Source organism: Dictyobacter halimunensis (genome assembly GCF_036245075.1).
Genome location: NZ_BSRI01000002.1, coordinates 1,335,268 through 1,358,457, shown reverse-complemented (window position 1 = coordinate 1,358,457; position 23,190 = coordinate 1,335,268). Strand labels below are relative to the sequence as shown.

Below are 23,190 nucleotides of genomic sequence, written 5' to 3'. Positions count from 1 at the left end.
CTTGTAAATGACTAGTTTGATCCGGCGTATCTTGTCAAGGTCGCCTGCTTCAGGTGTACTCCTAGGCCGGGGGCCGTGGGAGATGTCATGTGTCCATTCTCGATCGGGAGTGTTTCCTGAATGAGATCGTCGATCAGCAGCGGCAGGGTGGCCAGGCCACATTCCAGCGTGATCTCGGGCATGGCCGCCGCCAGGTGCAGGGCCATGACGACGCCGACGCCGCTCTCGATGGTGCTGGTAATCACGCAGCGCACGCCATGGGCGGTCGCCTCGCGTATCATGCGCTGGCTCTGGCGCGGGCCTCCGGCGAGCTGAGGTTTGATCACAAAGATTCCGGCCGCGTTTCTGGCCAGGACGCGCCGGGCGCTTTCCAGATCAGAGAGCACCTCGTCGGCGGCGATAGAGATAGGTACTGCGCGGCGCAGGGCCGCCATGCCGGCCAGATCCGTTCTCGGCAATGGCTGCTCTACATACTGGATGCTCCAGAGTTCACAGGACGACAGAATCGAGCGGGCCAGCTCAAAATCCCAGGACTCATTGGCATCCAGGCGCAGGTGGATGGTAGGACCCAGCGCGGCCCGTACGGCCGCCACCAGCTCAACGGTCTGGCGCAGTTGTGGTCCCACCTTGAGCTTGATGCAGGAGAAACCCTGAGCAGCCGCCTGTCGGGCTTGCTCGACCGCCGCCTCGACCTCCTGCGCGCCGATGACTGTATTGACCGGTACACTCGTGCGTACCTGAGAGGCCGCCTGTGCCAGGTCCTGTGCTGTGGGCGGCTCTATGAGATCGGGAAGGGCGAGCAGGGTCGCCAATGAGCACCGATAATGCTGGCCCAGCGCATCCAGCACGGCGGTCTCTAATCCGCAGCGTGCAGCCGTAGGGAGCGTGTCTTGCAGCTGATCAAGCTGTGCCAGGGCATCTGATAGTGCCAGCCCCTGCAGGCGTGGAGCGACGAACGGCAGACAACCCATCACATCCTGTAGCGTCCCCCCACTGAACTCGGGCAGAGGGGCGCACTCGCCGATCCCGATGGTACCGGAACTTGTATGTAGCTCAACGATAATCCCATCACGCGTCACCAGGCGCTCATGGGCGCTGGTAAAGCTGCTCCGCAACGGCACCTGGTATGGCGTCCATCTTATCCCCTCAATGATTAGTTGCCTGGACGTGCTCAATTCCTTCCCCTTTTGTATGCTTTCTACAACATTTCAATGAAGCGACCCAGTAGGTTCGGCCTTTGCGGCCGATTTTCCCTCGCGAGGGCCAATACGTTCAATGTAAGATCATGCAAAACGAGAAAAGACCACAGTACGTGCGGGGCTTGCCCCCGCTTGCTTGTCCCCCAAGCGGAAAGCTCCTTCAAAGCGACCAGGAACGGTTGCATGCGATGCATCGCATTCTGCTTGCTGCTTTTTCGAGCGGCGAGCAAGCAAGCGGGGGCAAGCTCCGCACGTACTGTGGTCTCTTTTCTTGTTGCTTATTCTAAAAGTTGAAAGCATTGGCCGCGAGGGCCGAACCTACGGGATCTCTTTTCTCCCCACGATGATGTTATGGATGTGCAATGATTACATTGTAATGATAATGTATCGAGTTGTGTTCGTTATAGAGACCAAGAGAGATGTTGGAAAGTAGGAGGTAGATTGTATGCAAAACATGTCACCGCACAGGAGGCCAGGGATCGTTCCCCAGCGACCCATCAGTCAGCCACTTAATATTCGGAGATTGCTGGGGGTTCTGTTGGGCGCTTCACTTATGCTCCTGGGATTCCTGGGTCTATGTTATTGTATCTTCCTCTACTTCCACCACTGATCCACTGTTGCGTAAAGGGACAAGCGAGCGCTTGCCCCTTCGTTTTGCCTTCGTTATTTATGGGAGGCGTGGGAATTTTGAGAAGTCGGGTTTGCGCTTCTCCAGGAAGGCGTTCTTACCTTCTTTGCCTTCTTCAGTCATGTAGTAGAGCATGGTGGCGTTGCCGGCCAGCTCCTGGATGCCTGCCAGGCCATCGGTGTCGGCGTTGAAGGCTGACTTCAGGAAGCGGATGGCGATCGGGCTCTTCTCCAGGATCTCCTGGGCCCATTTCACGGTCTCTTCTTCCAACTGGTCCAGGGGGACGACGGTGTTGATCAGTCCCATGTCCAGTGCCTGCTGGGCGTCGTACTGGCGGCAGAGGTACCAGATCTCACGGGCTTTTTTATGACCAACCACACGGGCCATGTAGGTGGCGCCCCAGCCGGCGTCGAAGCTGCCTACGCGGGGACCGGTCTGGCCAAAGCGGGCGTTGTCGGCTGCGATTGTCAGGTCGCAGAGCAGTTGCAGGACGTGACCACCGCCGATCGCGTAGCCCGCGACCATGGCGATAACGGGTTTAGGCAGGTATTTGATCACCTTCTGCAACTCAAGGGCGTTTAGACGGGGCACGCCGTCGCTGCCGACATAGCCACCCTCACCGCGCACGCGCTGGTCGCCGCCGGAGCAGAAAGCCTTTTCGCCCTGCCCGGTGAAGATAACCACGCCGATCTCGGCATCCTCGTGGCAGAGCGTGAAGGCATCGATCAGCTCATTCAGCGTTTCTGGGCGGAATGCGTTGCGTACCTCGGGGCGATTGATGGTGATTTTCCCCATGCCCTCGGCTTTTTCAAAAATAATATCTTGATAATCACGAACTTTTTGCCATTCAACTGACATGATCATAGTCTCCTTGTTTCTAAATTTATCTTCTCTCCTATTATGGCACAGAGCGGCAGAATGTGTAGACAAGTTGCTCGAATTCCTCGGGTTGCTCCATGTGTATGGTATGACCGGCGCCTGGAACGATGTGGTGCCGGGCCTGGGGAAAGCGCTCGGCCATATCGCGAGCAACCGCGCAGAACTTTTGATCCTCCTCACCGGTAAGCAGGAGGACCGGGACCGCAATGGTTTCCAGGTGATCATGGATGGCCGGTTGCGCGCCGGTACCCACGCCGCGCAGGCTATTGGCCAATCCACGTGGACTATTGCGCAGACGCTGTTGACGCAGGGCCTCGCGTATCCTGTACGGCAGCTTCTCCTGGGTGGCGAAGATCGGGCGGCGCTCCCAGTAATTTACAAACGCCTCGATCCCATAATCTTCGATGCAATTGGCGAGCGCCTCGTCGCTACGACGGCGCTGCTCGCGCTCCTCAGGGGAGGACAGTCCTGGTGATGCGCTTTCCAGCAGCAAGGCCCTGAAATAGCCCGAGAGAGCCGTATAGAGGGCGATGCGACCTCCCATTGAGTAGCCAACCAGGATCGCCTGTCCGGCGGCGATGCCAAGGGAGCTCAGGGCCGCCACAATATCTTCCTGGCAATGCTCTATGGCATAACGGCAGGGATCCTCGGGCACACTGGAAAGGCCATGCCCGAGCATCTCCAGAGAGATAACATGCATTCCGTGTTCGACTAAATGTTTCAGCAGGGAGCCCCAGTTGGTCGCGCACCCTGTGAAACCATGGATAAAGACTACCGTGGGTTGCTCGGCGCCTTCACCCTCGTGTCGACCCATCTGGAGACAACCCATATGTATCCCATTGACCTCAATCTGCTGCACACTATCTACTTGAAGATCGGGGCGTTGCATTCCCATTGTTCGCTTAGTCCTCCTGACTACGGAGCGCACCTTCGACCGCTCGCCATAGCTGGCGATGCATGGTTACATTGCTGGCGCGCTCGGTGCGCAGTTCAATCACATGCAGCCCACGCGCGGCGATGCCATGCTGAAAGGCCTGGCGGAAGGCGCTCCAGTCCGCTGGCCGCTGATAGGTCCCCCCATACATCTGTACGACCGGCTGAAAGTCGAGTCCGGTCGGGGTACCGAACAGCTGCTCAAAGTGATCTGGATAGGCGGCCTGTGGTAGGAATGAGAAGATCCCACCACCATCATTATTGATTAAGATGATCACCAGATCCAATTGGTGTAATCGCGCCGCCAGCAATCCGTTGAGATCATGGAAGAAGGACAGGTCGCCGATGACCAGTACCGTGGGGGTGGAGGATTGTTTGCCCGCGCTAACCCCCAGGGCGCTGGAGATGACGCCGTCGATGCCGTTGGCGCCACGATTGCCGAGCGCGTCGACGTTTTGAGGACCGCCCCAGTAGAATGTATCCATATCGCGGATCGGCATGCTGTTGCCGGCGAAGAGGGTCGCGCCCTCAGGTAGCAGATCGGCCAGCTCGGTAAAGACGCGCCCCTCAAAGGGGTCCTGAAAATCCTGGATGGCGGCCCACAGCGTCTGGCGTGTCGTGCGATCGGTGCGCAGCCAGCTCTGGAGCCAGCCGTCGTCGCGTGCTGGACGATCCTGTTTCCGCTGTGCCAGGAGAGCCGCCAGCTCCTTGCAGAAGGTAGCCGGATGGGTATGGATCAGCTGTGAGGCCAGCTGCGTCGGCTCATTCCACTCCCCCAGCCCATCAACGATGATCTGCGGACAGTCGGCATAGCGCTTCAGGTAGAGCAGGAAAGGTTTGGCGACCGGCATCGCGCCGAAGCGGATGATCAGCTCTGGTACGAAGCGCTGCGTAAAGGACTCAAGGCGCAGGAAGGCATCGTAGCTGCTGACGACCAGATCCTGCTCGTGCGCCCCGCCGCGTAGCTGCGACAGTGGATCAGCCAGAATGGGATAGCGCAGGGTGCGCGCCAGGGCAAGCAGAGGCTGTGTCAGGGAGGGATCAAATGATGGTCCGACCACGATTAGTCCATGCGCGGTGGAGCTGGCTTGCTCGGCGATTCGCTCCATCTCTGCGGCCGGGATACTACCGGGGAGGGCATCGTTGACACGGATATAGGGCGCGTTGTCGGGCCGGCCCTGCCAGAGGATGGGATCGCGCTTTTCAACGGGTGGTAGAGGCTGATCGGGTAGGGCGGCGGGCGTCAGCGGCTCGCGAAACGGCAGATTGAGATGGACCGGTCCGGCCGGCACCGCGCTAGCCAGCGCCGCGACCCGGTCGGCCAGCGTGCGGATATAACGTAGCGCCTCGTTGCTCGCCTCGGGCAGAGCGACCTCGACGAACCACTTGACGTGCGTCCCATAGAGGCGATTCTGATCGATGGCCTGCGGAGCGCCGGTCTCGCGTAGCTCATGAGGACGATCGGCGGTCAGGACCAGCAGTGGTATGTGGGTCAACTTTGCCTCGGCAATGGCCGGCAGAAAGTTGGCCGCCGCCGTCCCCGAGGTGCAGACCAGTCCTACCGGGCGCTGCAACTGCTTGGCCATTCCCAGCGCGAAGAAGGCCGCCGAACGCTCATCTACATGCATCCAGGCTTTGAGAGATGGGTGGGCCGCGATAGCCATCGCCAGCGGCGTCGAGCGTGAGCCCGGGCAGATCACAATATTCTGGACCCCCGAACGCTGTAACTCATCAATAAATGCATTGACATAAGCATACATAGGATTCGCTGCCTGGCGCGGATCACTATGTGTTTGTAGCTGTACCATAGAACTTTCTCACATTTCTCCACCGAGGCCACGTAGCATCACCTGCAGCTTCAAGCAGGACTCCTGATACTCGCTCTCAGGATCGGAATCGGCCACGATACCACAGCCCGCGAAGAGCGTGGCTTGCCGGCCATCAACCAATCCTGAGCGTAGCGCCACCGCGAACTCGCCATTGCCGCCGGTTCCGATCCACCCGATCGGACCCGCGTACCAGCCGCGATCCAACTGCTCATCTTCACGAATGGCGTCGAGCGCCGGCAGCCGTGGATAGCCACCGACCGCAGGGGTCGGGTGGAGATCCTCAATGGCCTCCAGGATGCTGTGTCCCGGCTTCAGATTACCCATGATCGGTGTCTCCAGGTGCTGAATATTTTTGAGCTTCAGCAGGCGTGGAGCATCTGCTACCCAGACGCGCGAACACAGGGAAGAGAGGGCATCGCGGATCGTTGTCACCACAAAATTGTGTTCACCCTGATTCTTCTCGCTCTTGAGCAGCTCCTCACCGAAGCGGCGATCCTCTTCCTCGGAAGTCCCGCGGGGGGCTGAACCGGCCAGCGCCATCGTCTGAATCTCTCCATCCTCGCTGCACACCAGACGCTCGGGGGTCGCGCCCATAAAGTAGCGCGTGCCACGCTGGATGGCGAACACATAGGCGCTGGGATAGGATTGGCTCAGGCGTCGCAGCGTGCCATCGACATCAAACTCCTCCTCCTGCGCCACCTGCACGCCACGGGCCAGCACCACCTTCTCAAAGGCGCCCGCGCGGATCTTCTTCACCGCTTGCGCCACCTGCTCTTTCCACCGCTCGGCCGGCAGCATATCCTGTGTCCTCAACTCGCTGGACCGCTGTGCCGCCTCTTCAACAGGTTGATCGATTCTGTTTTGTAGCGCCTGGGCCAGATGCTGCAGTCTTTCTACTACCTGCTCGGTACGTTGCTCAACGGCATCGTCTGCGTCGATCAACGCATTGATGGTCAGGGCAGCTTTATCTTCATCAACATGGAAGAGCAGGTGGGGGAGGATCAGCAGGCCGTCCGGGAAACCTTCCCATAGATCGGTATGGGGTGTCAGCGTGTCAAACATAAAGCCGCCCAGCAGCACGGGACCCGAGGTATAGGGAGGCAGGTCTGACGAAATTTTCTCGATAATCGCGTGTTGGCGTAGTTCGCGCCAGGCGGTTGCCGCCGTCGTTACCCGTTCGGGGCCGGTCGTCTCAATTACCGTTGCCTCTCCAACGCCGACCAGTGCTCGCTTATCGGTTGCGCGCGCCCAGAAGAAGCGATCGCCCATATCAAGATGCTGGAACATGCGAAACACCACCTGTGGATCGTGGGTGGCCATGGGAAGGGTAATGCTGACCAGGATCTGACGTTCTAGCTGGCTCGCGCGCTCCCTGGCCTGTTGGAACGTCGTTAGCAAATGGTCTCGGTCGTAGAGAGGGGACCCCGCATGTTTTGTGTTATACGCATTATCAGTAAAAGTTATATCCATTCAACTCACCAGAAGTATCACTGATTATTATATCGAAAGAGACCATGCGACCATAGTGGAATATACTCATCTATGAGCCAGACGGTGCGGGCTGGAAGATGGGGAGGGAGAGAGAACAGCAAAACCAGACAGCTTGTTTCTGATCCTCCGCATATCCATAACCACCGTTGACAACTCTCGATCTAGCCACCGGGCCGCATCGTAGTCACACCCAAAGGGACCAGCAACATAAGTAGTCTAGAGATAGCAGAGGTATGACCACATGGGGCGACATACTGCGGTGGTAGAAAAGCCGAAGCCAAAGCAGTGCCTGTAGTATTATAGCACGTCGTTGAAAAACAAACCAAAGAGGGAAATACGGAGAAAAATTTCTTCAGCAAAGCGAGATCATCCACGCTGCAAGTGTCGGGCGATTGGGTGATGGTGCAGCGTGATCTGGTGGTAGGATAGCACGAGGTGGCTGGAAAGTCAATAGCTGAAAAATAAGCAACAGATAGTGACATAATATTTTCCTGTGGTTGAGAAGTTAGCGGCGGGGTAGCGGTTATCGATTAATCGTAATCGTTAAAGTTAATAAAAATATAATAATTAAATATATATTACGATATCGATATCGATAGGGAAGGAGACTCAAGTCTCCCTTTTGGTCTTCAGGTCTCCCATTTCAGTCGCAGGGTCTCCCTTTGAGCTGGAAAAATTCCCCTTTAGTTGTCATAAGATAGTGAATCCCTCTTTTTGATGGCAACAGAGACGCCCGACGGGTCTCCCTTTTTTATGACGGGTCTCCCATTTTGAAAAGTTCAGGTCTCCCGATTTTGTGACGGGTCTCCCAATTTAGCCGACGGGTCTCCACCTGCCCAAGGTGCGCAAACGGTTAAGAAATGCCCCGGCTGGTAACGGGTCTCCCATTTTAGCCGAAGGGTCTCTTGGCGAAAATGGCGCTGAGGCGCTGTTGGGATCGGTTTAATTAGATCCCTTGATTGAAAAATCTGTATATGTGATAGCACAAATGGGCTAGCACATATGGTGAGTGAAAATCCCCTCCAGCATATTTTGCCTTCCAATATATTCTTGAGCTAAAAAATTACATAATTAATTAAATCGTTTAGAGTGATTTCTATGATATAGAATATTATATAAATCTAAAATGCTCATTTTTTGCGATATGTATAGTTAACATAGGAGGTAAATTTTTAGCAAGAATGTTATCCGAATGCTGAAAAAATATAAAAAACCTCTTTATCTGTTTATATTCCGTTCGGCAAGTGTTGATTGTTCGTGTGCGATCAACGCTTCATCAAGGAAGGAATAACATCTATGAAACAGGTGGATCTCCACCCCAGGCTCCCGCGCAAAAGCCCCCAGATTGGTATACGTCTGGCTGGTTCGTTGTTGATGGCAGGGGCCGTGTTTACCATGCCCATGATGGGTGCCCATGTAGGTGTTGCAAAGGCTTTGTCCAACAGCCACGAGCATGTCCTCACCAGCACCACGGTGAATACGTTGGCAGATTATCAACGTATTCATGGCTTCGTACAGACAAGCACGAATCCCTCCATTGATACCACTAGGGGCAGTAGCCTGAACAGGCATCACGCTCTAGATACGAAAGATGTAGAGCAGGAAGGGCCTCCAGGACCTCCGGGACCCCAGGGTCCCTTAGGGCCCGTAGGCCCAGCCGGCCCTATAGGAGCTACCGGGCCTGTTGGTCCAGTCGGACCGCAAGGCTCGCAAGGACCTCAGGGACTTCAGGGACCGGTAGGCCCGCAAGGCCCGCAAGGAAACCAGGGACCCTTAGGCCCGCAAGGTGTAGCAGGTCCGCAAGGCCCATCCGGTAAAACTGGCCCGGCTGGCTCGACTGGCCCACAAGGACCGCAAGGTGACACTGGCGCCACTGGCCCACAAGGACCGCAAGGTGACACTGGCGCCACCGGCCCACAAGGACCGCAAGGTGACACTGGCGCCACCGGCCCGCAAGGACCACAGGGTGACACTGGCGCCACCGGCCCAGCCGGCCCAACTGGACCGCAAGGTCTACAGGGTGACATTGGCCCGCAAGGACCACAAGGCGATACCGGCCCAGCCGGCCCAACTGGACCGCAAGGACCACAGGGTGACACCGGCCCACAAGGACCGCAAGGTGACACTGGCCCAGCTGGCGCCACCGGCCCGCAAGGCCCACAGGGTGACACTGGCGCCACCGGCCCGCAAGGACCGCAAGGTGACACTGGCGCCACCGGCCCGCAAGGACCACAGGGTGACACTGGCGCCACCGGCCCAGCCGGCCCAACTGGACCGCAAGGTCTACAGGGTGACATTGGCCCGCAAGGACCACAAGGCGATACCGGCCCAGCCGGCCCAACTGGACCGCAAGGACCACAGGGTGACACAGGCCCACAGGGACCGCAAGGTGACACAGGACCAGTTGGCCCCACCGGCCCGCAAGGCCCACAGGGTGACACTGGCGCCACCGGTCCACAAGGACCACAGGGTGACACTGGCGCCACCGGTCCACAAGGACCACAGGGTGACACAGGCCCACAGGGACCGCAAGGTGACACAGGACCAGTTGGCCCCACCGGCCCGCAAGGACCACAGGGTGACACTGGCGCCACCGGCCCAGCCGGCCCAACTGGACCGCAAGGTCTACAGGGTGACATTGGCCCGCAAGGACCACAAGGCGATACCGGCCCAGCCGGCCCAACTGGACCGCAAGGACCACAGGGTGACACAGGCCCACAGGGACCGCAAGGTGACACAGGACCAGTTGGCCCCACCGGCCCGCAAGGACCACAGGGTGACACTGGCGCCACCGGCCCAGCCGGCCCAACTGGACCGCAAGGTCTACAGGGTGACATTGGCCCGCAAGGACCACAAGGCGATACCGGCCCAGCCGGCCCAACTGGACCGCAAGGACTACAGGGTGACACAGGCCCACAGGGACCGCAAGGTGACACAGGACCAGTTGGCCCCACCGGCCCGCAAGGACCACAGGGTGACACAGGCCCAGCTGGCCCCACCGGCCTGCAAGGACCACAGGGTGACACTGGCGCCACCGGCCCACAAGGACCACAGGGTGACACTGGCGCCACCGGCCCACAAGGACCACAGGGTGACACTGGCGCCACCGGCCCACAAGGACCGCAAGGTGACACTGGCGCCACCGGCCCACAAGGCCCACAAGGCCCACAAGGCGATACCGGCCCAGCCGGCCCAACTGGACCGCAAGGTCTACAGGGTGACACTGGCCCGCAAGGACCACAGGGTGACACTGGCGCCACAGGCCCACAAGGTGACATAGGACCACAGGGACCACAAGGTCCCCAGGGAGTTGAGGGACCAGTGGGCCCGCAAGGACTTCAGGGACCTCAGGGACCGGAAGGCCCGCTGGGACCAACAGGCCCGGCTGGCGCCACAGGCCCACAAGGCAATCCTGGCCCCACCGGCCCGCAAGGACCACAAGGTGACATTGGCCCAGCTGGCCCCACCGGCCCGCAAGGTAACACAGGACCACAAGGTCCCCAGGGAGTTGAGGGACCAGTGGGCCCGCAAGGACTTCAGGGACCTCAGGGACCGGAAGGCCCGCTGGGACCAGTAGGACCGGCCGGCGCCACAGGTCCACAAGGCAATCCTGGCGCCACCGGCCCGCAAGGACCACAAGGTGATACCGGCCCAGTTGGCCCCACCGGCCCACAAGGCCCGACTGGTGCAACTGGTCCACAGGGTCCCATTGGCCTAACTGGTGCAACTGGTCCACAGGGTCCCATTGGCCCGGCAGGACCGCAAGGCCCTTCAGGATCGACAATGACTCAGCAGTATGCGGACATTTACAATACAACTGCAGAGACTATAGCACCTAATAATACAGTCACGTTTGGTACCGATGGTGTTATCTCTGCAGGAATCCAGCATACAGCGGCGGATACGGTGACTGTGAATGACCCCGGCGTCTATCGTATCAGCGTTGATATTCAGACGAACCAGAGCAGTCAGTTCGCTATTCTTCTCAATGGTACGCCAGTTCCGGGAGGCCGATTTGGATCTAATGGTCGCTCATTGGAGACCAAACAGATTCATGGGGAAGTTATCGTCCAACTGAATGCGGGTGATAAGATCACAGTGGCCAATAATACTTCATCGGTTGGTTCTGTGACTCTGCCAACATTGGTTGGAGGTAGCCAGGTGACGGCCAACGCCAGTTTGAACATCCACAAGTATGACGACCTGCCGCCCGCGTCTGGGAACTCTGGTGTATCACAGAACAGCCCGTTGCCCGCGTCTGGGAACTCTGGTGTATCACAGAACAGCCCGTTGCCCGCGTCTGGGAACTCTGGTGTATCACAGAACAGCCCGTTGCCCGCGTCTGGGAGCTCTGGTGTATCACAGAACAGCCCGTTGCCTGCATCTGGGAGCTCTGGTGTATCACAGAACAGCCCGTTGCCCGCGTCTGGGAGCTCTGGTGTATCACAGAACAGCCCGTTGCCCGCGACCTGTCCATCGTATCCATATAGACTTTGTAGTGCATCGTTGAACATTCCACCGCCTCCTCCGTTCTGGTAATAACAGAACCAGCTCGAAGGATGCTGGACTAGCTTGAAGGACGTATGCATGTAGCATTGCGCTACATGCATACGTCTTTGTTTTGGGCCATGTTAATGACCGAGGATGATTGGCAATAGCGATGAGATGAGGATGATGACGATAAAGGCGACCGTAATGATCTTGCCTGTGGGGTTGCCAAAGTTGATGGTCATGCCCATGCCCATACGCTTCTCCACCCATAGAGCCGGATCTTCAGGATTATAATAGAGTATGCCACCGATCCAGTAGCGGTCATCATCGCGGGCCACAAATTGCTTGTTGGCATTGACCTGTGCGTGCTGAGACTGACTGGCGCGGCTCATCAGGCGTGTCAGATAGGTGATGGTCCCAACAAGTATCAGCAGCGTGATCGTGGTCACGATAGGCACAATGGTCACAGCGTTGCCGGGTGGTAGGACGCCGAGCACCAGCAACGCTGTGAGCAGAAAGATGAGGTTCGTCATCGTCGCTATCATCAGGAGCAGCTTGCTGGTTCCCTGGCGCAGCAAGCGCTGGCGCTCATGGTCTGCTTCAGGATTGTTCGGGTCGATCTGCTGGCGCGTGTGGGGCAGGTAGTAAGCCAGGGTATAGAGCAGACCGCTAACCAGGATCACAGGCAGCGGCAACGTCCACAACGCCACCGCCTTGTCGGTCCACTGATTGGGCTGCCCATCGGCTCCGAAGTGGGTTGGGATCATCGCGGGCAGCGCTGGATAGCGCACGATGCCGATGGCGATGATCGCGGCCAGGATCAGCAGAGCCGGCAGCAACCAGAGTAGCGAGGGACGACTCACCTCGGATCTCGTCGTGCCAACCTCCGCCATAACCACCTGGCGCAGACCGTTGTACCAGCCTTCGCGCTCCTTTACATGCGCGATGCGCTTATGCGCGCTGTAATAATCGAGGTAGATCAATATTGTTGTCACCAGAATGCCGACCACGCTGGTATAGATCACAGAGTTATACTGCGCGAAGAACCAGCTGGCAGCCCCCACCAGCAAAGCGATCACGATCAGACCGGTATGATAGTCGCGTCGAACATGCGCGATAATTGGTGCATCCACACGATCGGGCGGAATACGTACCCCAAAGGGGATTGTAGGAGGCATAATGCGCGTCCACAACCACGCGGACACAACCAGGATGAGAGAAATGATGCTCATAAGTACATACAGAGTACCCATTGTTAGCTCCAATTCTGTGGATTACTACTATTCTCTTGATGATGTAGCGCAGCCTCTTCAAACTCTTTTAAGATGGCATGGCACTGTCGCAAAATCTCTTCAGAAGGAACATTTTTAGCGTAAGCCTCCGCCAGCAGCGTTCTCTGCCGCTCCTGCCAGGTAGGTGATAGAGGAGGAGTCACCTGAATGACGGCTCCCGTCTTACGCCTGAGCTGAATAAAGCCCTCGCGCTCCAGCAGATCATAGGCTTTATTGACCGTATGGAGATTAATGCCAAAGTCAGAGGCCAATTGCCTGATGGATGGCAGACCCGCACCCGCTGGTAACTGCCCGCTGGCAATCCCCTCAATGATCTGGTCGCGAATCTGCATATAGATAGGTTTTTCACTATCGATCTCTATCATCAAAAACATGGCGTAAGCCTTTCGCTACTTTGTAATATATATACTATAACAAATAGAACAAAGAATTGCAATATGCTATACCAGGAGAGGCAGAGATTGTGATACGTCGGAAACAAAAGAGGGGTAGGGAGAAGGGAACGAGCAAGCTACGAGCGCTTAATGCTCAGGAGGCCCCTGTCCTCGAGGTCGTGCAGAATCTGCAGCACTTCGCGGATGCGATCCTCATGTGGTGAAAGGATGGAAGCAATCTTTCCCACGGTTCGCGTACCATCGGCCAGTACCAGGACACGCTTTAAATGGCGTGGAAAGCGCGTCAGGATCGCTGAATCGAGCGGTATACTTCTCTGGGGGATAAAGTTAATGGCGGGATGGGGTCCCGTGTTATGTCCGGCGTATTGAGGAATAGCCGGAATCTGTCCCGTGTTACCTCCGGCGTATTGAGGAATAGCTGGAAGCTGTCCCGTGGTATTCGCGCGCACAGCGGGCAGGCGTGGACTGGTCTGCACATATTCTTGCATCACCGTCCAATCTAACGCGCCAACATACGCGACCGTATTGAGGGCCGAACGACCAGACGTAAGTAGCTGGCCCTGGGCATTAACGATATAGCACGAGACGATGCTGCCCTGGACCATATCAATAAAGACATAGCTACTGTCTAGCCCGAGCGTCCCTTGCGGTAACTGCGCCCTCAGGCGCCCGTTCTGCCGATATTCTTGCATTACCTGAAAGAGGGTTGACAGACCGATCCTATACACTGCGCACCTCTCGATTAAACGCTTTTCTTACAGAGGGCAACCCTCTCTCGCCATAAGCCAAAGTTTGTCTCCCTGATTGGTTGCATATAGTCTTAATAATGCAAACAAACAAATCAATAGAGGCCCTACTATCTAATGCTACTGTAGAGATAAATTATTGACGATATGAGTAGAAACTTTTATTCCGGTACTGTAATACTGTAAACGTTAAAGCACCTGTAATTGATAAAAAAGGATAGGAATCGGACCCGTTAAACTGGCTCCGGAGGAATATAGTCAACGTATACGGCCACGCATGATTCCATATATGAGTATTGTAACATAATCTTTTTGAAAGAGGATACATCAGGCCTTTTAGTAATAGAGGATGGACCATATATATGCCCATTATATGACTATAATAACACCTTTTGGTTTATGCTAGTATTTAATGACACAAAACATTAGTACTTATCTTCTCCTATGGAAGCGGCAAATCGCTGGCCGATTATATGGTATAGTTGCTAGCAAAGGTATTTTTGTAGCATCTGTCTAACTTTTGCCACACGGGGGCAGGTGATAGCCCTCGCACGCGCGTCCTTTGCGCAGTTGCGCTGGTTTTGTGGGTTGATGCATGGAGTGATCGGATGATCACTCCATGCATCAACCCACAGTGGACTCGTGAGCTAGTTAAAGAGGTACATACGTGAGTCTTGTCAACAGGGATGATCAGCAGTCTGAGTTTGCGCTCTCCAACACTTCGCCACCCGCTTCTGAAATAGGTTCAGCCCCGCCTCCCGTCCACGATCCTTACGCCGCCATGCGTTCGCGTGATTTCCGCTTATTGCTGATTGGATCGTTCATCGTCTCGATGGGTGAAAGGATGTTAGAGGTCGCGTTAGGATGGGATCTTTATGATCGCACCAACTCTGCCCTGGTCCTGGGTGGTGTGGGGCTGGTTTTAATCATTCCGGTGATCTTATTATCGTTGCCCGCCGGGCATATCGCCGATCGCGTGAACCGTAAAGCGATCATGCTTATTTCACAGAGCGTGCTGGTCATATCTTCGTTGGGGTTGGCCGCCTTATCTCTCTTTCATGGTTCGCTTATTCTGATTTATGCCTGTCTATTCGTTATTGGTACCGCCACGGCATTCCTGAATCCAGCCAGTTCCGCCCTTTCGGCCCAGACTATTCCTGAGGAGGACTTTGAGAACTCCGCCACCTGGAGCAGTAGCTCCTGGCAGCTCGCCTCTGTGATGGGACCCGGTCTAGGTGGCATGCTGGTTGGTCTCTTCCATAGCGCTACCCTGGTCTACGTCTTGAACGCGCTGGCCGCTTTTACCTTTGTCATTCTCCTGATCTTCATTAAAGCGCGCCACCAGGTTGTCAAAGCAGATGCGCGTAAAGAGAAAGAGGAGACCAGCTGGAGAGAGGTTTTTGAGGGCGTGCATTTTCTGCGGCGCACCCCGGTGTTGCTGGCGGCGATCACGCTGGATCTCTTCGCCGTGCTACTGGGTGGGGCAACAACCCTGCTGCCGATCTTTGCGCGTGACATCCTGCATGTAGGACCAACCGGACTCGGCTGGCTGCGCGCGGCCCCCTCGATCGGCGCCCTGTGCGTGGTACTGATCCTTACCCATCGGCCGCCATTCAAGCGTGCGGGGCCGACTCTGCTGGTCGCGGTCGCTGGTTTTGGTCTTGCCACCATCGTCTTCGGACTTTCGCATTCGTTCTGGCTATCGCTGGCCATGCTCTTCCTGCTGGGAGCCCTCGATGATGTGAGCGTCGTCATTCGCAGTTCGCTGCTGCTGACCCGGACGCCCAACGAGATGAGGGGACGCGTCTCGGCGGTCAACTCACTGTTTGTGGGGGCATCAAATGAACTGGGGGGCTTTGAATCGGGGCTGACCGCGCAACTATTCACCCCCATCCTCTCTGTAGTGGCTGGAGGCATTGGTACCATCCTGGTCGTGGTCTGTGTCGCACTCTGCTGGCCCGAAATGCGCCGTCTAGGAACGCTGCGCGAGGTTGAGAAGCAACCTGACCAGGTGATCCACTGATCTCAGCCCGGTATGCAGTTTGTTGGTTCCTGACGGCGCATAGAAAAAGATTCTGCTGTGTAATGCTGCTACATCAGCTTATCTGATGTAGTAGCACTTGTGGCTAGCGTAAAAGCTATGCCATCTTCGGCCAGGGCCCAGATGATATCGGGTATGCCGGTTGCGTTGGGGGCAAAGCTGCGGAAAGTATAGCCCGCGATCGTTCCCAGGGCCGCCCCCAGCGCGCCGCGCATCGCTCCCATCATTGGTGGCTGCTGTAATCGCTTATTGAGCACCGCTCCCGCCACCGCTCCAATCACGATCCGGCCCAGAAACGGACCCTTCGAGACGCGACTGGGAATGACTGGCAGTTTATCGGCGATAGCTTCTCCCACCGCCAGAAAGGTCGTCACCTTTTTGAGCGTTGGTGAGCTCTGATTGCTGGTCGTGGTCAGCACCGCGATCGGGGTCATCGAACGCAGTCCGACCGCGATCCCCAGCCAGGAGGCCTTATTTATATCCTTGACATTGATAGCGCGATTAGCCGTGCGAGTGAAAGTAATCGAAGGGAACTCGATACGAGTTTTATTATTCTCTCTATGTATGGCAGTCATCTTGCTTCAACCTTTCTATCACACAGACCTCCCTGCTTTTATCCTACACGTCTGAGTGAAACCATTTGGCGCACCCAGCTTCTACATGTGAACCTGCCATGCTAGCAGGTCGCGGCTGAGATCTGTGTAATACTGCTACGTTTGTGTTAGCTTTTTTGCTAAAAATATAGGGCAACTACTCTTTCTACACGCAGCAGTCAGGCAAAAAGTTGTACCGTCAGAACTACATGTTATTTGACAGTTATACGGGCACTGTGCGTAAATATGATGACAGGGTAACTATATAAAACAAGAATATGGATTTTATGTAGCGCGTTAACAGCTATAAAAGTTGCGTGAGCAACTGGCGTACAAGCTGAAAAGGACGGCCGCTTATGGAACTGGTTATTGCTCCGGCTGATTTAATCGGCACATGGAAGTTAGCTTCGATAGAGATGCGCTATAGTGATGGGGATGTTCGCTATCCCTGGGGAACGCACGCCAGCGGACACCTGGTGTATTCACCTGACGGATACATGTCAATGGCCCTCGCCACAGGAGAACGGCAGCTATTCGCGACGGAAGATATTTTGGCCGGAAGCCTGGAAGAGCAGGCTCAGGCCGCCAGGTCCTATGTCTCTTATGGGGGACCATATGAACTGCATGGCAACGAGGTCACCCATCATGTCAAGGCCAGCTTATTCCCTAACTGGGTTGGCCAGGCCCAATTACGCTACATCGAAATGGTGGACGACCAGCAGTTGATTCTGCGGTCAGCGCCTATTCTGGCCAACGGTAAGCAGGGGACCGGTTATATGATCTGGCACAAGTATGCGCCAGGAATTGATAGCTGACCGGCTGGTAGTCTACAAGTCCATTGTGTATTGGTGCATGCGGGGGCTATCACGATCCACCAGGGTGACGGGAGTCAGACCCATTTTAAGAAATGGACAGGGGACATATCTCACAACGAGATGGTCCCCTGTTTCGCGCAGAGATAGCGGATATCGCAGCGCTGGCAGACCTCACGTGGGGGAGGTGTGACCACCTCAAACTGCTTATTCAAAATCTTGTGACTGATGGCATCAAAATAGCTATCGACCTGCTGCAGGTTCTCCTCGTGAAAGGGAACCTCCATCAATGCATCCCGCTTATTGGGCTCGGCCATCCAATAGAGGGACAGACGTGCGGGCAGTTGACGTGTGCGACGTTCCAGGGCATGGGCGTACAGATAGAGCTGCTGCTTGTAGGCTCCCAGGATCATCGCGTCCTCTTCAGGCCGAGTACCGGACTTGAAATCGATGATCTCCAATCCCTGCTGTCCCCGCACCAGCAGATCCATCTTGCCCGTCAGCAGATACTGATCCTTCTCAACCTGGAAGCTATACTCGGCGTCGTATACCTGGTCGAGCAGGTCCTGGTTCTGATCAAAGTAACGCAGGATCTGCGCCAGCGCCTTCTGTTTGCTGGCACGATCCAGGGGAGTCATGCCGCTACAGGTCAGGAAATAAAAGGTTCGTTCAAACAGCTCCAGAATCAAATGCTCATGGACGCTGTTCAGAGGCTGCTCCAGGGCGAGGCGATGCATACCCTCCAACGTCTGGTGGATGAGCTGACCATAAAAAGTATTGACACTGTGGGCTGGACTGAAGTTGTGCTCGCGTAGGTACTCGAATTGCCGGGGACAGGTATCGTAGAGTGCGATATGACTGGTCAGGCTTAAGCGGCGCTTGGGTGGCTCATGTGGCTGCACCTCATCCGCCGGTGGCATCTTGAGCATCAGCTCGCGATAATGATACTCCAGGGCCTGCGTATTGTACCAGAGCAGGCTAAACTGGCTATGCGGCTTCAGAGGCGCGCTCAGGATCAGCACCTGGCGGGCGCGGGAGAAAGCTACATAGAAAAGGCGTCGTGTATCGAAAGCCGGAATATACTTCTCGGGCTCGACCGCTTCCCGCTGGTAGTATGGCCGCAGCGCCCTATCCTCATTGCCTCCCTGGGGAGGCGCCTTATCCAGCCGTCCTACAATGACCACCGGAAACTCCAATCCTTTAGCCTGGTGGATCGTCATGATCTGCACATGATCCAGCGGCACCAGTTCATCTGGATTCTCGAATTGGTTGACCCCATCCAGATGGAGAAAGTAGAGAAAGGTGTGAAAGAAGTCGTATTGAACGGCGGCCAGATTTCTGGTGCTGAGATGGGTGTGTTGAAAGCTGGTTAAAAACGCCTTGAGGTGTTGCGAGAAGATAACCAGGCTGGCCATGGCCTGCTTATCCGCTCGATACGTATCGAAGGCGGACGTAAAAATGAAGCGATAGAAATAATCCGCCAGCTGCTTTTCGGCGGTCTCAGACCACTCGCTGGTCGTCCAGATCTCCTCCTGGATAGTATGCAGCTCGCTGGTCAGGTCGCGATGGCGCTGACAGGTCAGGGTCAGCAGTTCCTGGCATGACTGGAGATAGAGCAGAAAGTTTTCCTGTTCGGGTGTAAAGTCGGCCTCCTGCAGATGAAGCAACTGGGCAAAGCATCCCAGCAGCAGTTGAATTTCTGGCTGGTTGAAATAGTTGCGCGCCCGTGGACAATGGGTCGCGATCTGATATTTTTCGAGCGCATCAATGTATGGCTGGCTGTAGGAAGAGCGCACGCTATGCAGCAGGATAGCGACCTGGCTATAGTCCTGGATGCGTCCCTCCTGCTTCAGCTCATAGATCAGGCGCGCGAACTGTTCCGCCTCATCGCAGGGATCCCGGGCCTCTAGCGTGATTACGGCTGGATAATGCGCCGTCTCGGCGTGAGAGAGAGCCGAACGGATCGTTTTTTCGGTACGGAAGATACCGGACAGATACGTGGGCGCCTGCGGGAAGGAGGCATGTAGACTCTCCATCCACCGGTTGCAGGTGGCGATAATGGTCGCGTGCGAGCGATAATTGATCGTCAACTGCACCTGTTTACATTCGGGAAACGTCTGTGCGAACTCAAGAATATTGCGTACCGTGGCGCCGCGAAAGCGATAGAGGGCCTGATCCTCATCTCCGACCACACAAAGATTGCGCTCCCCATTTGCCAGAGCCAGTTTAGACAGGATCTGTTCCTGGATATAGTTGGTATCCTGATATTCATCGACCAGCACGTAACGAATATGCTGAGCGATACTTTGGAAGACCGCTGGTTGCTGGAGCAGGTCATAGGCATATTTTTGCAGGTGCGCGAAGTCAACATAATTAGCGTCACGCAGGAGAGCGGCGTACTTGTGATAGATGTGTGGCAGCATACTGGTCAGGGTACGCCGATCGCTGCTGGTATCCAGGTGCGGATGAGGAAACTCTTGCAGCAGCTTATCGACGATCAACTCCTCGGCAATCTTATCGCATAGAAACTGCAGCTTTTTGGCGATCTGCCAGCTGCTCCCCCACTGCTCGCCCAGAAAGCGCAGCATCCCCGGACTACACAGCTCATCCAGGTGGCGGTAGATCAGCATCTGCTGCGAAAACTGGTCCAGCGTCTCAAAATTATTGCCCAGCGGTGTATGGTTCAGATGACGGATCAAAAACTGCTTGCAGATGCTATGGATGGTCCCAATCTTGATCTGCGACAGATCCTCCGTATAGCCAATCTTGCGCGCAATCTCATATAGCCGGTCCTGCATCTCGTAAGCAGCCTTCTGGGTATAGGTGCACAGTATAATGCCCTCCGGGGACGTATCCTGGCAGAGAAGCAGATTCATCGCCAGCAGCGTCAGGCTATAGGTCTTGCCGGAACCGGGACCCGCGATCACGCGTAGCGGCCCCTGCTTGTGGGCCACGATGGCCTTCTGATCTTCATTCATCTCGTAGTGGGAGGTCAATAGAGGGGAAATAGCGCCACCGGTCTCTATCATCAAGCAACATACTTTCTATACAGGAGGAGCCAACCGCTGCACCAGGCCAGCCAGTTCGCCCATACCAACAACAATCGGGATCTCTCATGTATAGATATACGCAGCGCAATCAGCTTTTTTTGAAGAAAACAGCCCAATAGGTAAAACGGGCGGATAAATCATGCCATCGTAGGTGCGCCCCGTGCGGGCGCTTCCTGCCTCAACCCATGACATAGGTGCGTTTTTAAGGCAACAAAAAAACCACCCGTATGGGCGGGTGAGACGGCGACTTCCTATTTTCCCACGCAGTTGCCCACGCAGTATCATCGGGGAGGAAGAGCTTAACTTCCGTGTTCGGGATGGGAACGGGTGTGCCCTCTTCGCTATTGTCACCAGCTCACCTGCACATGCAAGTGGTTTTTCTGACAGAGGGAATACTACTACAGAGTTTTGACTCTGTCAACCCCCTTTTAGAATGAATTTGGATGAATTTTTCCTCGCTTCCTATTTTTCGCCAATTTTATGGCCGGGGTCAAATATGTCTAAAAAATGCTTGACAGAGTTATGCAGGTGTGGCATAATCATCGAGCTGTCAAAAAAGAGACAATCACCCGCTCTTATACGTGTGGGCGCTCCTGTCCCTATATCGCAGTTGTGCTACGCTAATGTAGCCCCTCCGGGATCAACTTCCCCCTGAAAGACATACCACGCGGGGTGACCGCGTCCGTGAGCGTTTCAGGCCGTTTGCAGTGGCGGTTCCCAGCGGAACCGGGGTAAGCAACGAGATTTCGGACGACTCGCAAAAGTGGTCCCAAAACCGCTTGACAGAGCACAACAGATATGCGATACTACAGCACACGAGACAAGCGAACGAAAAAAGCACAAATGCTTGCTCAATGGCAGAATGAAGGTTCTGCCGACACAGTACCTTGACAACTGAAGAGTGGAAAGCAGAACAGCAACTGGAACAACAACACACATAAGAACCAGTTCCTGTCAATTCGGAGGCTTGATGGTTTTTCCATCATCAAGTATCCATAATAATCTGCGAAACAAGCCAATGTTAATGTAACTTGGCCATGATCGCAATTCACATGCAATTGCGCATCCGCTCGTTGAGCGCGATGTCGATATACAAAATTGGATGGCGAGTTTGATCCTGGCTCAGGATAAACGCTGGCGGCGTGCCTAACACATGCAAGTCGAACGCCCTGTGCAAACAGGGAGTGGCGGACGGGTGAGGAACACGTGGGTCATCTACCCTGGGGTGAGGAATACCGGCGAGAAATCGCCGACAATACCGCATATGCTCTTTCGCGAGAGCAAAGCCGGAAACGGCGCCCGAGGATGAGCCTGCGCTCGATTAGTTGGTTGGTGGGGTAATGGCCTACCAAGACTGCGATCGATAGCTGGTCTGAGAGGACGATCAGCCACACTGGGATTGAGAACGGCCCAGACTCCTACGGGGGGCAGCAGTGAGGAATTTTCGTCAATGGGGGCAACCCTGAACGAGCAACGCCGCGTGCAGGATGACGGTTTTCGGATCGTAAACTGCTTTTCTCTGGGACGAGAACGGACGGTACCAGAGGAATCAGCCCCGGCTAACTACGTGCCAGCAGCCGCGGTAATACGTAGGGGGCGAGCGTTGTCCGGAGTTACTGGGCGTAAAGCGCACGCAGGCGGTCAGATTAGTCTGTAGTGACAGTCGTCGGCTCAACTGACGAAGTACTATGGAAACTGTCTGACTTGAGGGCTTCAGAGGGACACGGAATTCCGGGTGGAGTGGTGAAATGCGTAGATATCCGGAGGAACACCAAAGGCGAAGGCAGTGTCCTGGGAAGTACCTGACGCTCAGGTGCGAAAGCTAGGGGAGCGAACAGGATTAGATACCCTGGTAGTCCTAGCCGTAAACGATGACCACTAGACGTTGGGGGTATCGACCCCTTCAGTGTCGCAGTTAACACAATAAGTGGTCCGCCTGGGGAGTACGGTCGCAAGATTAAAACTCAAAGGAATTGACGGGGACCCGCACAAGCAGCGGAGCGTGTGGTTTAATTCGATGCAACGCGAAGAACCTTACCAAGGCTTGACATGGACCTGCACCAGCCGTAACGGGCTGTCCCTTCGGGGCGGGTTCACAGGTGCTGCATGGCTGTCGTCAGCTCGTGTCGTGAGATGTTGGGTTAAGTCCCGCAACGAGCGCAACCCCTGTCGTTAGTTGGATATTTCTAGCGAAACTGCCGTTATAAGACGGAGGAAGGCGGGGATGACGTCAAGTCAGCACGGCCCTTACGCTTTGGGCGACACACACGCTACAATGGTCAGGACAAAGAGTTGCCAACCCGCGAGGGGGAGCTAATCTCGTCAAACCTGGCCTCAGTTCAGATTGGAGGCTGCAACCCGCCTCCATGAAGTTGGAGTTGCTAGTAACCGTAGGTCAGCACACTACGGTGAATACGTTCCCGGGTCTTGTACACACCGCCCGTCACACCACGAAAGTTGGCAACACTTGAAGCCGCTGGGCTAACCCCTTGGGGAGGCAAGCGTCGAGGGTGGGGTCAGTGATTGGGGTGAAGTCGTAACAAGGTAGCCGTACCGGAAGGTGCGGCTGGATCACCTCCTTTCTAGGGAGCTTGGATGAAGGTTCTTCACAGAAGAACGTACAGTTTCATCCCACTTCCAGGTCGACCAGGACATTGGTTGGTGCGTTGCCAGAAGCGACGCTGGTTTCCACTCTTGAGCTGTTGGGGTACAGCATCCCTTTCTACGGAAGGCGGATGGCCAGCAGTGCACCTGAACAACTGAAGATAGTATTCCTTCAATTTTGCTGAGCAATATGGTCAGCCAGAGTTG

The 23,190-nt window shown here is 55.7% G+C and carries 13 protein-coding genes and 2 rRNA genes; 4 read left to right on the top strand and 11 right to left on the bottom strand.

Going from position 1 to position 23,190, the window contains the following annotated elements; genetic code table 11:
• Positions 1 to 11 precede the first annotated feature (11 nt).
• From menC to AABA21_RS19655, 5 genes are all read right to left on the bottom strand, one after another.
• Complete coding sequence (menC, locus tag AABA21_RS19675; RefSeq protein ID WP_338253151.1) at positions 12 to 1,175, bottom strand: o-succinylbenzoate synthase; 1,164 nt, start codon at positions 1,173 to 1,175, stop codon at positions 12 to 14.
• Positions 1,176 to 1,866: 691 nt separating this feature from the next.
• On the bottom strand, positions 1,867 to 2,685 hold the full coding sequence (menB, locus tag AABA21_RS19670) for a 1,4-dihydroxy-2-naphthoyl-CoA synthase (protein ID WP_338253150.1): 819 nt from the start codon (positions 2,683 to 2,685) through the stop codon (positions 1,867 to 1,869).
• A 40-nt stretch (positions 2,686 to 2,725) separates the two neighbouring features.
• Positions 2,726 to 3,601, bottom strand: coding sequence for a 2-succinyl-6-hydroxy-2,4-cyclohexadiene-1-carboxylate synthase (menH, locus tag AABA21_RS19665; protein ID WP_338253149.1), 876 nt, complete (start codon positions 3,599 to 3,601; stop codon positions 2,726 to 2,728).
• A 7-nt stretch (positions 3,602 to 3,608) separates the two neighbouring features.
• Positions 3,609 to 5,447: a 2-succinyl-5-enolpyruvyl-6-hydroxy-3-cyclohexene-1-carboxylic-acid synthase gene (menD, locus tag AABA21_RS19660; RefSeq protein WP_338253148.1), complete on the bottom strand. Its 1,839-nt coding sequence runs from the start codon at positions 5,445 to 5,447 to the stop codon at positions 3,609 to 3,611.
• Between the two features lie 9 nt (positions 5,448 to 5,456).
• Complete coding sequence (locus tag AABA21_RS19655; protein ID WP_338253147.1) at positions 5,457 to 6,866, bottom strand: isochorismate synthase; 1,410 nt, start codon at positions 6,864 to 6,866, stop codon at positions 5,457 to 5,459.
• 1,653 nt (positions 6,867 to 8,519) lie between these two features.
• Here AABA21_RS19655 and AABA21_RS39455 point away from each other — a divergent pair.
• Complete coding sequence (locus tag AABA21_RS39455) at positions 8,520 to 11,498, top strand: hypothetical protein (RefSeq protein ID WP_479430363.1); 2,979 nt, start codon at positions 8,520 to 8,522, stop codon at positions 11,496 to 11,498.
• Positions 11,499 to 11,590: 92 nt separating this feature from the next.
• On the opposite strand, the gene AABA21_RS19630 is transcribed toward AABA21_RS39455, so the two are convergent.
• The 3 genes from AABA21_RS19630 to AABA21_RS19620 form a co-directional block, all read right to left on the bottom strand.
• The gene (locus AABA21_RS19630) at positions 11,591 to 12,628 is read right to left on the bottom strand and encodes a DUF1648 domain-containing protein (protein ID WP_338253142.1); all 1,038 of its coding nucleotides are present in this window, start codon (positions 12,626 to 12,628) and stop codon (positions 11,591 to 11,593) included.
• 77 nt (positions 12,629 to 12,705) lie between these two features.
• On the bottom strand, positions 12,706 to 13,116 hold the full coding sequence (locus AABA21_RS19625; RefSeq protein ID WP_338253141.1) for a GntR family transcriptional regulator: 411 nt from the start codon (positions 13,114 to 13,116) through the stop codon (positions 12,706 to 12,708).
• A gap of 137 nt (positions 13,117 to 13,253) precedes the next feature.
• The gene (locus AABA21_RS19620) at positions 13,254 to 13,865 is read right to left on the bottom strand and encodes a hypothetical protein (RefSeq protein ID WP_338253140.1); all 612 of its coding nucleotides are present in this window, start codon (positions 13,863 to 13,865) and stop codon (positions 13,254 to 13,256) included.
• Positions 13,866 to 14,550: 685 nt separating this feature from the next.
• Between AABA21_RS19620 and AABA21_RS19615 the strand changes: the two genes are divergently transcribed.
• Entirely contained in the window at positions 14,551 to 15,906 is a 1,356-nt protein-coding gene (locus tag AABA21_RS19615) for an MFS transporter (RefSeq protein ID WP_338253139.1), read from the top strand.
• Positions 15,907 to 15,974: 68 nt separating this feature from the next.
• On the opposite strand, the gene AABA21_RS19610 is transcribed toward AABA21_RS19615, so the two are convergent.
• A complete protein-coding gene (locus tag AABA21_RS19610) occupies positions 15,975 to 16,499 on the bottom strand; it encodes a hypothetical protein (RefSeq protein WP_338253138.1) in 525 nt (174 codons plus the stop codon).
• Between the two features lie 374 nt (positions 16,500 to 16,873).
• Here AABA21_RS19610 and AABA21_RS19605 point away from each other — a divergent pair, with 374 nt between their 5' ends.
• The gene (locus tag AABA21_RS19605; protein ID WP_338253137.1) at positions 16,874 to 17,332 is read left to right on the top strand and encodes a lipocalin-like domain-containing protein; all 459 of its coding nucleotides are present in this window, start codon (positions 16,874 to 16,876) and stop codon (positions 17,330 to 17,332) included.
• 110 nt (positions 17,333 to 17,442) lie between these two features.
• On the opposite strand, the gene AABA21_RS19600 is transcribed toward AABA21_RS19605, so the two are convergent.
• Both AABA21_RS19600 and rrf read right to left on the bottom strand, forming a co-directional pair.
• Positions 17,443 to 20,358 carry an ATP-dependent helicase gene (locus AABA21_RS19600; RefSeq protein ID WP_338253136.1) on the bottom strand — a complete coding sequence of 972 codons (2,916 nt, stop codon included), beginning with the start codon at positions 20,356 to 20,358 and terminating at the stop codon, positions 17,443 to 17,445.
• 259 nt (positions 20,359 to 20,617) lie between these two features.
• A 5S ribosomal RNA gene (gene rrf / locus AABA21_RS19595) occupies positions 20,618 to 20,734 on the bottom strand.
• Positions 20,735 to 21,478: 744 nt separating this feature from the next.
• Here rrf and AABA21_RS19590 point away from each other — a divergent pair.
• Positions 21,479 to 22,961, top strand: a 16S ribosomal RNA gene (locus AABA21_RS19590).
• Positions 22,962 to 23,190: the final 229 nt, after the last annotated feature.

Bases quoted from the DNA above. Each gene is read 5' to 3' on its own strand.
- AABA21_RS19630 (WP_338253142.1), bottom strand. From the start codon at position 12,628: ATGCCTCCTACAATCCCCTTTGGGGTACGTATTCCGCCCGATCGTGTG.
- menB (WP_338253150.1), bottom strand. From the start codon at position 2,685: ATGTCAGTTGAATGGCAAAAAGTTCGTGATTATCAAGATATTATTTTT.
- AABA21_RS19610 (WP_338253138.1), bottom strand. From the start codon at position 16,499: ATGACTGCCATACATAGAGAGAATAATAAAACTCGTATCGAGTTCCCT.
- AABA21_RS19600 (WP_338253136.1), bottom strand. From the start codon at position 20,358: ATGATAGAGACCGGTGGCGCTATTTCCCCTCTATTGACCTCCCACTAC.
- AABA21_RS19605 (WP_338253137.1), top strand. From the start codon at position 16,874: ATGGAACTGGTTATTGCTCCGGCTGATTTAATCGGCACATGGAAGTTA.
- AABA21_RS19625 (WP_338253141.1), bottom strand. From the start codon at position 13,116: ATGTTTTTGATGATAGAGATCGATAGTGAAAAACCTATCTATATGCAG.
- menH (WP_338253149.1), bottom strand. From the start codon at position 3,601: ATGGGAATGCAACGCCCCGATCTTCAAGTAGATAGTGTGCAGCAGATT.
- menD (WP_338253148.1), bottom strand. From the start codon at position 5,447: ATGGTACAGCTACAAACACATAGTGATCCGCGCCAGGCAGCGAATCCT.